This is a genomic window from Cellulomonas sp. IC4_254, from assembly GCF_011603975.1.
Classification (GTDB): Bacteria; Actinomycetota; Actinomycetes; order Actinomycetales; family Cellulomonadaceae; genus Cellulomonas.
On sequence record NZ_JAANNB010000165.1, the window covers coordinates 1 to 9,077 of the forward strand.

Here is a 9,077-nt window from a genome sequence, read left to right on the forward strand (position 1 = left end):
GGGGCGTCCCGCCCGGCGCACCGCCCGCCGCGCCGGCCGACCCGGCCCGCGTCCCGGACCCGGGTCCGCCGCCCGGGAGGTCGTCCTCCGGCAGCGGCACCAGGATCCGCACCGCCTCCTCGTGGGCCCGGCGCCCGCCGGCCGTGAGCGGCGGGGACGGCACCACGACGACGAGCCGCCCCGCGTCGTCCGGCCGCTCGGGGTCGTAGTAGACCCGCGCCGGGTGCCGGAACGCGTCCCGCGGCACCCGGGTGCGCACCGCGTGCCGCACGCCTCGGGCGTCGTCGAAGTGCACGGTGGCCCCGACCACCGGGCCCGTGCCGCTCTCGTAGTCCCGCACGCGCGCCCAGGTCCCGCGGCGGCCGCCCAGCCGCGCCAGGAGTCCGGTGCCGCGGAGCACCCGCAGCCCGCCCCACAGCGCGGCGACCAGCCCCAGCGCGAGCACCAGCGCCGCGATCAGCACCAACCGGCGCACGGCCTGCTCGGTGGTCAGGCCGTCGGTGACGGCCGCCGACCAGCCCGCGAGCAGCGCCCCGGAGCCGAGCACGACGGCGAGGCCCGGCGTCGCCCGGCGGGTGAGCGGGGCAGCGGCGGCGGCGGACGCCAGCAGCACCATGCCGCCCAGCACGGGCGCGGCCCCGGCGAAGTCGTCGGTCGCGCAGGTCCCCGCGAAGCACTCCCACCGCACGAGCGTCGCGTCGTGCGCGCCGAGCCGCAGCAGCCACCAGGCCAGCCCGCCGAGCGCGACGGCGGCGAGCGCGGTGCCAGCCGTGCGGGCGGCGGAGCGGGACAGGACGGACGTGGGGTCGGGCGGTGCGGTCACGCACCCCATCCTGCCAACGCCGCAGGTCGGCGCGCCGCCGGTGTCGCGCGGCTCACGGCCGCGGCGCCGCCCGACACGGCACCGACACACCGCGGGGCTAGCCTGCCCCCGTGCCCGAGATCGCCCCCCACGCCCGCGCCGTCCCCGCCTCCGGCATCCGCCGGATCACCGAGCTCGCGTGGTCGCTGCCCGGGGCCGTGGTGCTGAGCGTCGGCGAGCCGGACCTGCCCACCGCCCCGCACGTCCTGGACGCGGCGCGCGAGGCGCTGGCCCGCGACGACACCCGGTACACGCCGAACGGCGGCATCGCCCCGCTGCGGGACGCCGTGGCGGCGTGGCTCGACCCGGAGCACGCGCTGCCCGTCCGCCGGGACAACGTGTGGGTCACCGCGGGAGGCGCGCAGGCGCTGCACCTGGGGCTGAGCCTGACGGTGGGCGCGGGCGACGGCGTGCTGGTGCCGGACCCGGGCTACCCGCCGTTCACGATGGCGACCCGGCTGCTGCAGGCCGAGGCGCAGCCGTACGCGCTGCGGCCCGAGGACGGCTTCCTGCCGGACCCGGCCGCCGTCGAGGCGGCGATCACCGACCGGACCCGGGTGCTGCTGCTGAACTCGCCGTCGAACCCGCTGGGCACGAGCCTGCCGGAGCACCTGGTGGCGGAGCTCGTGGACGTCGCCCGGCGGCACGACCTGTGGGTGCTGTCCGACGAGTGCTACGCGGCGTTCACCTACGACGCTCCGCACGTGCCGGCGGCGCGGTTCGACACCGACGGGCGGGTGCTGACGCTGCACACGTTCTCGAAGACCCACGCGATGACCGGGTTCCGGGTCGGGGTGCTGGTGGTGCCGGACCGGATGGCGCCGCTGATGCCCACGCTGCAGGAGTCGATCGTGTCGTGCGTGAACACCCCGGCGCAGTACGCGGCGCTCGCCGCGCTGACCGGCCCGCAGGACGCGGTCGAGCACGCGCGCCGGACGTACCGGGAGCACCGGGACCTGGCGACGGCGATCCTCGACGAGCGCGGCATCCCGTGGCTGCCGGCGGGCGGCGGGATCTACCTGTGGGCCGACGTCTCGCACGCGACCGGCGGCGGGGACGTCGCGGCGTGGGCGGAGGAGCTCGCGCGGACGGCGGGCGTGGCCGTGGCCCCCGGGTCGGCGTTCGGCGCCGCGGGCGAGGGCTGGGTGCGGATCTCGCTCACCGCCAGCGCCGACGACCTGCGCACCGGGCTGTCCCGGCTGCCCGCGCGCACCGCGGTCGCCGCGGGCTGACGCGACCGCCGGCCGCCGCCGCCGGCCGACGCCGGCAGGACCGGCGCAGGCTCAGTGCTCCGCGAGCGCGTCCTCGAACGCCGCCAGCACCCCGGGCGAGAACAGCACGAACCGCACCAGGTCGACCGCGTCCGGGTGCGCCGCGGCCCAGCCGCGCACGGCCGCGACGGCCACCTCCGCGACGGTCGCGGGCGCCCAGCCGTAGACCCCGGCGCTCACCGCCGGGAACGCGACGGTCCGGGCGCCCACCTCCGCCGCGACGTCGAGCGACCGCGTGAACGCGGAGCGCAGCAGCGCCGGGTCGGTCTGCCCGGCGTGCGCGTTCGGCCCCACGGTGTGCACCACCCAGCGAGCCCGCAGCCGGCCGCCGCCCGTGGCGACCGCGTCGCCGACGGGGAGCCCGTCGGGCAGCGCGGTGCGACGCAGCTCGCGGCACTCCGCGAGCAGGTCCGGCCCGGCGGCCGCGTGGATCGCCCCGTCGACGCCCCCGCCGCCGAGCAGCGACGAGTTGGCCGCGTTCACGACCGCGTCGACGTCCTGGTCGGTGATGTCCCCGGGCACGGCCTCGATGCGCATGCCCCCATGGTGGCCCGGACCGGGGCGCTCGTCCTGCGCGCGCGACCCGCCCGGCCTACGGTGGCCCCACCTGCGAGAACCCGGGAGGACACCGTGACCGAGCCGATCCCCACCGAGCCGATCCCCACCGAGCCGATCCCCGCCGGCCCCGACGGCACCGAGCCCGTCCCGGTGCAGCACGACGGTCGCGAGGAGGTGCCGCAGCTCGAGGCCGACGAGACGATCCCGCCCCGCCCCGAGGAGGACGTCGCCGACGTCGCCCGCGCGGTGCCGGACCCCGCCGGGCACGGTGTCCCGGAGGTCGGCGCCGACGACGCGCGCCTGCACCCCTGACCCCTTCACCCGGGGGCGCGCCGGGCGTCGCGGGCGACGGGCGACGACCCGTGGGGCATGCTGTCGGCGTGCAGATCAGGCGCGTGCAGGAGGACGACTGGCGGTCGGTCCGCGACGTGCGGCTGCGCGCGCTCCGCGAGGACCCCGACGTGTTCGGGTCGTCGCTGGCGCGCGAGGAGCTGTTCGCGGAGCCGCACTGGCGCATGCGGGTGCGGGGCGCCGCGACATGGGTGGTCGACGAGGACGGCACCCCGCGCGGGCTCGTCGGGATGATCCAGGAGCCCGGGTCGCCGACCTCGGACCGGCACGTCGTGCAGCTGTGGGTCGCGCCGGAGGCACGCCGCCGCGGGATGGCCTGGGCGCTGCTGGACGCGGTGAAGGACGCCGCGCGGGCCGAGGGCGCCGAGACGGTGTCGCTCTGGGTGGTCGACGGCAACCACGCGGCGGGCGACCTGTTCGTGCGCGCGGGGTTCGTCCGCACCGGCGAGCGGCACGCGCAGACCCGCGGCTCCGCCCGGGTCGAGGAGCGCCTGATCCTGCGGCTGACCTGACCTGACCTGACCGGCCCGTCCGGGGGGTCAGGCGTCGGGCGCCGACTCCAGGAGCAGGGTCACCGGGCCGTCGTTGACGAGCTCGACGGCCATGTCCGCCCCGAACACCCCCGTGGCGACGGTCAGCCCGCGCGCCCGCAGGTCCGCCACCACGGCCTCGACGAGCGGCTCGGCCACCGGTCCCGGCGCCGCGGCGTTCCAGGTGGGCCGCCGGCCCTTGCGCGCGTCGCCGTAGAGCGTGAACTGGCTGACGACCAGCACGGGCGCCCCGGCCTCGGCCGCGGACCGCTCGCCCCGCAGGACCCGCAGGTCGGCGATCTTCCGCGCGAGGTACTCGACCTGCGCGGGCCCGTCGCCGGGGGTCACGCCGACGAGCACGACCAGGCCCTCGCCCTCGAACGCGCCGACGACCGCGCCGTCCACCGTGACCGAGGCCCGGCTGGCGCGCTGGACGACCGCCCTCACGCGGTCGCCCCGTCGCCGCCCGCGTCCACGGTGTCGACGGTGAACGCCGGGACCACCGCGCCGACGGGCTCGCCGTGGCCGAGCACCGGCACGTCGCCGAGCGCGTCGAGCGCCGCCAGGTCCACCCCGGGCACCGCAGCCGCCCCGGCGACGCGCAGCGCCGCCGCGAGCACGGCCGGCCGCGGACGCCCGCTGCCGTCGACGACCTTGAACGCCACGGCCGACCCGTCCGGCAGCGCCGCGGCGTAGACGCCGTCCGCGCCGTCCTTGGCGACCAGCCCGGGCACCGCCCGCATCGCGCGGGTCACGTCCCGCGTCGCGCCGCCGACGAGCTCCGGGTGCTCCGACATCGCCAGGGCCACGCGGGCGAGCGGGGTGCCGGGGTCGGCGACCGGCGCGACCGCGATCCGCGCGAACGCGCGCGCCAGCCCGGTCAGCGTGGTGGAGAACAGCGGCGCGCCGCAGCCGTCGACGGTGACGTGCCAGGCCTGCTCGCCGGTGAGCTCCTCGACCGCGGCGCGGCAGGCGACCTGCACGGGGTGCTCGGGCTCGCGGTACTCGCCGGGCTCCCAGCCGGGCTCGCCGGCGTGCGCGACGCAGGTCGCCAGCATCGCCGCGTGCTTGCCGGAGCAGTTCTGCGCGACCGGCTCCGGCCCGTGCCCGTCGGTCCGCCACGCGAACGCCGCCTCGGGGTCGAGCGGCAGGTCGGGGGTGTTGTCGAGCGCCGACTCGTCCAGCCCGGCGCCCAGCAGCGTCTCCCGCACGACGCGCAGGTGCTCGGGCGTCCCGTCGTGGCTGGCGCAGGCGAGCGCGAGGTGCGGGCCGTCCAGGTCGAGGCCGGCGCGGAGCATCCCGACCGCCTGCAGCGGCTTGAGCGACGACCGGGCCAGCACCGTGACCTCCGGGTCGCCGAGGGCGAGCCGCACGGCGCCGTCCGGGGCGAGCACGACGAGGTGGCCGAGGTGCACGGACTCGACCAGGTCCCCGCGGACGACGCGGGCGAGCGGGACCGCGGCCGAGGCGACGTCGCCGGTGCCGGCCGCGTGCCGTGCGACGACGCCCGCGGCGCCGCCGTGCAGCCGCTCGGCGAGGTCGGGGCCGCCCTGGCGGATGCCGGGCACGCTCACCACCCGCCCCGGGTCGGGCCCTGGCCGCCGCGCGGGCCCCGCCGACCGGAGTGCGGCGCGATCGCCGGGCGCACGTCGACCAGGTAGACGATCGCCGCGACCGCGCTGAGCAGCGCGAGGAAGGTCGGGAACGCCCCGAGCCCGAGCGGCGGCGGCACCGAGAAGAACGCCACCGCGGTGGCGATGCCCAGGATGATCGACCAGATCTGCTTGGTCTGCTTGCCCGCCGCGACGTACGCGGCCGCGGGGCGGCGGAGCGCGTCGACCAGCGCCCACACCGCCAGCACCAGGATGACGAGGGTGAACAGGAGGAACAGCACGACCTGCACGTTGCCGAAGATCACGGGCCGAGCCTACGGGTCGCCGGCGGCCGCGCGCCCGGCGTGCACCTCCCGCGCCGGCGTCAGATCTCCGGCAGCGCCTCGCGCGCCGTGCGGGAGTCGACGCCCGCGGCCTCCAGCAGGTCGACGACGAGCGAGCGCACGAGCAGCAGCAGGCTCTGCGCCTGGAGGTCGTCGGGGGTCAGCGTGAACGGGTCGAGCTCGGCGGCCAGCCCCAGCAGGTCCTCCCGGGCGCGCAGCGGCTCCGCGCCCGCCCCGAGCGCCGCGGCGAGGGCGTCCGCCGCGAGCGCCACCCGGTCGACCGCGTCCGCGACGGCCCCGAGGTCGCGCTCGTGGTCCGCCTGCACCGAGGCCAGCGCGCGCCGGGCCAGCACCCGGGAGTTGCGCACGGCACGGTCGACCCGGACGGCGGACTGGCCGATCCAGGCGAGCTCCGTGCGGTGCCGGCGGGCGGCGGGCGACACCCGCCCGAGGTCACGGGCGGAGGCCGCGGCGTCCTGCCACTCGTCCAGGGCGGGCTGGGAGGCGCGGCCCCGGATGAGCGCGTCCTCGACGTCGTGCTCCGAGCGCGTGCGCATCCCCCGGGCGAGCAGCCGCAGCATCCCGGCGAGCTCCTCCACGGCGGCCCGGCCCTGGGCGCGCGGGCGACGGCGCGGGTCGCTGGGCGTGAGGGCGGCGACCGCCAGCGCGACCAGGCCGCCGGCCAGCGCGTCCGTCCACCGCCCGACCGGGCCGCCCGACGCGCTGACCGCGGGCAGCCCGACGATCACGATCGCCTGCACGCCGGCCTGCGTGGTGAGCATCGGGCCCCGGTCGAGGAACCGGGCGATCAGCGCGGCCACCAGCAGCACGAACGCCACCTGCCAGGCGCCGGTGCCGATGACGTGCACCACGAGGTCGCCCAGGCCGACGCCGATCGCGACGCCCACGGCGAGCTCGGCGACCCGACGCAGGTCGCGGTCGGCGGTGAACCCGAGGGCGATCCAGGCGCTCACCGGCGCGAAGAACGGGGCGCTGTGCCCGAGCACGGTGTAGCCGATCCAGTACGCGACGCCCGCGGCGAGCACCGCCTGCAGGATCGGCACGAACGCCGTCCGCACCCGGGCGCGCCCCTGCCGCACGCGCGCGGCGACCTGCACCCGGACCGCGGACGGCCCCGGGTCCGGCCGTGCCGTGCCCGTCACCGGCGGGTCACAGCATCGGGTGGCCGCCGAGGCCGCGCGTGAGCGGCCCCCGCGCGGCGGGCCGGTCGACGGACACGCCGTCGCCCGGGACCACGACCTCCTGGCCGGCGGTCAGCACGCCGCCGTCGGCCTCGACCACGACCTCGACGTCCACGGGCACCGAGCGCTTGACGACGGCGAGCGCGACCGGGCCGAGCTCGTGGTGCCGGGCGACGGTGGTCACGACCCCGACCTCGCGGCCGGGCTCGCCGGTGGCCAGCAGGTCGCCGAGGTCGCGCACGACCGCGCCGGCCTCGGGGAGCACGTGGCCGGAGCCGTCGAGGTGCAGCATCACCAGGCGGCGCGGCGGCCGGCCGAGGTTGTGCACCCGCGCGATCGTCTCCTGACCGCGGTAGCAGCCCTTGTGCAGGTGCACGGCGGTGCGCAGCCAGTCGAGCTCGTGCGGGATGGTGCGGTGGTCGACCTCGCGGCCGGCGCGCGGGCGCCACGCCTCGACCCGCACGGCCTCGCTCGCCCAGGTGCCGACGAGCGGCCAGCCCGCGGACTCGCGGGCGCGCACCGCGTCGACCAGGCCGGCGCGCGGCACCAGCACCAGCCGCCACGCGCGGTCGGCGCCGGGGTGCTCCTCGTCCGGCAGGCCGTACCGCGTGCCGCCGGGCAGCGTGCGCGGCCACGGGTCGCGCCACGTCACGGGCTCGCCCTCGGCGCCCTCGGCGTCGACGGGCTCCCCGATGGCCGCCCAGTCGTCGGTCACGTCCGCGACCTCGACGCGCAGCAGGAACCGCATCCGGTCCAGCCACGTCGCCAGCGCCGGCGCCGTCTCGCTGATCAGCCAGGTCGCCTCGCCGTCGTCGACCACGGCCGCGGCGTGCTCGACGTGCCCCTGCGGGCTGAGCACGAGCGTCTCCGTGGAGGTGCGCGGCGGCAGGGCGGCGAGCTCCTGCGAGGTGATCGAGTTCAGCCAGGACAGCCGGTCGGGCCCGGTGACCCGGACGACGCCCAGGTGCGACTGGTCGACCACGGCACCGCCGCGGGTCAGCGCGCGCTGCTCCGCCGTCGGGTCGCCGTAGTGCCAGGCCACGCCCGCGTCGGGGCCGGACGCGGCGACGGCGCCGTGCCGGTCCAGCAGCGGGCTGCGGTGCCGGGGCTCGGCGGGCACCGCTGGCTCGGCGGTCGCGGTCGTGACGTCGTCGGACATGTCAGTCCGTCACGCGGCTGAGCCGCGCCGAGGCGTACGACTGCAGCTCGTGCCCGAACGCGGCCAGGTCGTGCGCCCACATGAGCTCGCCGTTGACCAGGCCGTACAGGCGCTTGCCCGCGGACACCTCGGCGCCCGACGCGGTGCGCGCGATGACGTCGCTGACCAGGTCGATCCGGCCGTTGCCGGTCGCCCCGACGTACACGGCGACGTGCCCGGACGGGTCGGCGAGCAGCAGCTCGACCGGCGACAGCGCGGAGCCCATGCCCTCGGGCCGCTCCGGCGGGATGCGCCAGTAGCCGCTCTCGGTGTTCCAGACGGCGCCCTCGCCGTCCGCCTCCGCCGCGGGCTCCTCGGCGGGCGTGCCGTCCGCGTCGGCGATCGCCGAGGCGTCGTCCGGCACGACGACGAGCCGGATGGTCGACGTGTAGGACAGGTACGGGCCGCCGTCGTGGTCGATCACCACGTCCTGGGTGAACGCCGTCTCCTCGATCCCCGGGTACCCCACGACTCCTTCGCCGTGCCACCGGCCGACGAGCCAGGCCAGCGGGTACATCTCCGGGGCGAGGCCCTCGGGCAGCGTGAACGCCATGGAAGCCCTTCTTGTCAGCGCTGTCCCTTGAACAGCCGGTAGACGACGAAGCCGGAGAACCACCCGATGGTGAGCGTCGCGGCGACGAGCAGACCGATGAACACGATCTCGAGTGCATGCATCTGCCGATCCTAACGACGACGCGGCCCCGTGCCTTCCCGACTCCTCAGGCCCGGGCGTGCCGCACCCGGACGCCGAGCAGGTACAGCTCGCAGCCCAGGCACAGCCCGAACGCCGCGTTGAGCACCGCGGCCACCAGCGCGAGGGCGGCCGCGACCGGCACCGCACCCGGGAGGCCGAGCAGGGCGAGCAGCACGCCGGCCCCCGTGATGACCAGGCCGACCAGCTGCGCGAACCGCGGCGGCCGGGGGTCCTCGAGCTCCGCGGGCGGGGCGAGCCGGGGCCGGACGAGGGCGCGGTAGAGCAGGCCCTGCACGGAGCCCTGCGCTCCGCGGACGGCGCCGACCGCGAACAGGGCGGCGACCGCGGCGAGCGCCACGGTGGCGGCCGCGCCGGGCAGCAGCAGGACCACGACGAGCAGGACGGCGGTGACGGCGGCGCCGACGCGCGGCCCGCGCGGGTCGATGCCGGCGGGCACGGCGGTGCCGGGCGCGGT

At 78.1% G+C, this 9,077-nt stretch carries 12 protein-coding genes; 3 read left to right on the forward strand and 9 right to left on the reverse strand.

Annotation, left to right across the window (positions count from 1 at the left end; all coding sequences use genetic code 11):
* The coding region (locus G6556_RS14580) for a hypothetical protein (protein ID WP_166942856.1) at positions 1 to 823 on the reverse strand (823 nt) is incomplete at its 3' end.
* Between the two features lie 110 nt (positions 824 to 933).
* Here G6556_RS14580 and G6556_RS14585 point away from each other — a divergent pair.
* Positions 934 to 2,094: an aminotransferase class I/II-fold pyridoxal phosphate-dependent enzyme gene (locus G6556_RS14585; RefSeq protein ID WP_166942859.1), complete on the forward strand. Its 1,161-nt coding sequence runs from the start codon at positions 934 to 936 to the stop codon at positions 2,092 to 2,094.
* Between the two features lie 51 nt (positions 2,095 to 2,145).
* On the opposite strand, the gene G6556_RS14590 is transcribed toward G6556_RS14585, so the two are convergent.
* On the reverse strand, positions 2,146 to 2,670 hold the full coding sequence (locus G6556_RS14590; RefSeq protein ID WP_166942862.1) for an O-acetyl-ADP-ribose deacetylase: 525 nt from the start codon (positions 2,668 to 2,670) through the stop codon (positions 2,146 to 2,148).
* Between the two features lie 93 nt (positions 2,671 to 2,763).
* On the opposite strand from G6556_RS14590, the gene G6556_RS19195 reads away from it, so the two are divergent.
* Positions 2,764 to 3,003 (forward strand): hypothetical protein, encoded by a 240-nt coding sequence (locus G6556_RS19195; protein ID WP_205693523.1) that lies wholly within the window; start codon positions 2,764 to 2,766, stop codon positions 3,001 to 3,003.
* A 68-nt stretch (positions 3,004 to 3,071) separates the two neighbouring features.
* The gene (locus G6556_RS14600; protein WP_166942865.1) at positions 3,072 to 3,554 is read left to right on the forward strand and encodes a GNAT family N-acetyltransferase; all 483 of its coding nucleotides are present in this window, start codon (positions 3,072 to 3,074) and stop codon (positions 3,552 to 3,554) included.
* Between the two features lie 27 nt (positions 3,555 to 3,581).
* Here the strand turns inward: G6556_RS14600 and dtd are convergent, their stop codons facing one another.
* The 7 genes from dtd to G6556_RS14635 all read right to left on the reverse strand — a co-directional run bounded on the left by dtd (position 3,582) and on the right by G6556_RS14635 (position 9,059).
* Positions 3,582 to 4,019, reverse strand: a complete 438-nt coding sequence (dtd, locus tag G6556_RS14605) for a D-aminoacyl-tRNA deacylase (protein WP_166942868.1) — start codon at positions 4,017 to 4,019, stop codon at positions 3,582 to 3,584.
* Complete coding sequence (locus G6556_RS14610; RefSeq protein WP_346774922.1) at positions 4,016 to 5,140, reverse strand: asparaginase; 1,125 nt, start codon at positions 5,138 to 5,140, stop codon at positions 4,016 to 4,018. Before G6556_RS14610 ends, dtd begins: the two co-directional genes overlap by 4 nt.
* A 2-nt stretch (positions 5,141 to 5,142) precedes the next feature.
* Positions 5,143 to 5,490: a DUF2516 family protein gene (locus G6556_RS14615; RefSeq protein WP_346774923.1), complete on the reverse strand. Its 348-nt coding sequence runs from the start codon at positions 5,488 to 5,490 to the stop codon at positions 5,143 to 5,145.
* A 59-nt stretch (positions 5,491 to 5,549) separates the two neighbouring features.
* Positions 5,550 to 6,671 carry an FUSC family protein gene (locus tag G6556_RS14620; RefSeq protein WP_166942871.1) on the reverse strand — a complete coding sequence of 374 codons (1,122 nt, stop codon included), beginning with the start codon at positions 6,669 to 6,671 and terminating at the stop codon, positions 5,550 to 5,552.
* Between the two features lie 7 nt (positions 6,672 to 6,678).
* A complete protein-coding gene (locus tag G6556_RS14625; protein ID WP_166942874.1) occupies positions 6,679 to 7,869 on the reverse strand; it encodes a folate-binding protein YgfZ in 1,191 nt (396 codons plus the stop codon).
* Position 7,870: 1 nt separating this feature from the next.
* Positions 7,871 to 8,461, reverse strand: a complete 591-nt coding sequence (locus G6556_RS14630; RefSeq protein WP_166942877.1) for an FABP family protein — start codon at positions 8,459 to 8,461, stop codon at positions 7,871 to 7,873.
* A gap of 166 nt (positions 8,462 to 8,627) precedes the next feature.
* Positions 8,628 to 9,059: a DUF4395 family protein gene (locus G6556_RS14635; RefSeq protein ID WP_166942886.1), complete on the reverse strand. Its 432-nt coding sequence runs from the start codon at positions 9,057 to 9,059 to the stop codon at positions 8,628 to 8,630.
* Positions 9,060 to 9,077 lie beyond the last annotated feature (18 nt).

Bases quoted from the DNA above. Each gene is read 5' to 3' on its own strand.
- G6556_RS14590 (WP_166942862.1), bottom strand. From the start codon at position 2,670: ATGCGCATCGAGGCCGTGCCCGGGGACATCACCGACCAGGACGTCGAC.
- G6556_RS14625 (WP_166942874.1), bottom strand. From the start codon at position 7,869: ATGTCCGACGACGTCACGACCGCGACCGCCGAGCCAGCGGTGCCCGCC.
- G6556_RS14630 (WP_166942877.1), bottom strand. From the start codon at position 8,461: ATGGCGTTCACGCTGCCCGAGGGCCTCGCCCCGGAGATGTACCCGCTG.